Origin of the sequence: Massilia sp. Root351, from assembly GCF_001425045.1 — a bacterium.
Taxonomy (GTDB): Bacteria; Pseudomonadota; Gammaproteobacteria; order Burkholderiales; family Burkholderiaceae_D; genus Rugamonas.
On the sequence record NZ_LMDJ01000030.1, the window covers coordinates 1 to 1235 of the forward strand.

1 protein-coding gene and 1 pseudogene are annotated in these 1235 nt (G+C 66.5%); both read left to right on the forward strand.

Features of this window, described 5'->3' with window-relative positions; genetic code table 11:
• A pseudogene (locus ASD15_RS32795) lies at positions 1–238 on the forward strand (chemotaxis protein); the annotation flags it as partial.
• Between the two features lie 91 nt (positions 239–329).
• Positions 330–1235: CHASE3 domain-containing protein (locus tag ASD15_RS20025; protein ID WP_157201045.1), on the forward strand; the 906-nt coding region annotated here is incomplete at its 3' end.

Consider the following 1235-nt stretch of genomic DNA (forward strand, 5'->3'; position numbering starts at 1 on the left):
GTCGGGCGTGATGGTGCAGGTGCAGAAACTGGCGCCGCAGTTCGACGCCGTGCTGCAGGGCATGCAGTCACAGGCCGTGGGCGCGCAACAGATCACCGAGACCATGATGCAGCTGAACGACGCCACCCAGCAGACCGTGGAGTCGCTGCGCTCGACCAGCGAAGCGGTGCAGCAGCTGCAATATGCGGCCGGGGCGCTGCAGAGCAGCGTGGCGACTTTTTCGGTGAATGCACAGTAAGGCGCGGGAACGCACAGCGGCGCAGTTTCCCGCCATGGCGGACGCGGCCCATGGCAGAATGGCGTATTGCCACTGGAATACAGGAGAACCCATGCTCAAAGACCTGAGTATCAAGAAGAAACTCTACTTCGGCTTTGGCGCCATTCTCGCCATCATCACCGTGCTGCTGCTGGTGGCATACAACAATTTCAACCGCCTGTCCGAAGCCAACGGCTGGGACCGGCACACGATGGACGTGCTGCTGTCGATCGACCGCGTCAGCAACGACATCCTCGAGGTGCAGGCCGAATCGCGCGGCTACTACCTGACCGGCGACCCGACGCGCGCTGCGCGCATCAAGGGCGAATTGGAAGACGTGTCGGCCTCGCTGCTGAAGGCGCGCGAGCTGACGCGCGACAATCCGGCCCAGCTGGCCCGGCTGGCCAAGGTGCGCGCGCAAGTCGATCAGTGGGTCAAGGAAGTCATCGAGGTACAGGTGGCACGGCGCGCCCAGCTCGGCGACGCGCCCGGCGCGGCGGACGCCATCGGCCGCGCATCGGACTCCCAGCTCAGGCAGGGCAGCCCGCTGATCCGCTCCATCCACGACGAGCTGGAAGCCGCATCGGCGGATGAAACCCGGCTGCTGGCGGCGCGCACTAAGGAATCGTCCGAGCTGCAGCGCTCCATGCTGCTGGTGCTGCTGGCCGGCGGTGCGGCCTGTATCGCGCTGGGCGCGCTGATCGCCTATGTGCTGTCGCAGGCGCTGATGGCGCCGCTGACCAATCTGACCCAGGCGGTGGGCCGCATCGCCGCCGGCGAAATCGGCGCGCGCGCCGCCGTGATCTCGGGCGACGAACTGGGACAGGTGACGACGGAATTCAACCGCATGGCGCAGGCCATGCAGGACAGCCAGGCCAGAGAACTGGCCGACACCAACCTGCTGCGCGCCAAGGTCGATGCGCTGCTGGCAGTGGTGTCCAAGGCCGCCTCCGGCGACCTGACGGGCAAGGTGACGGTG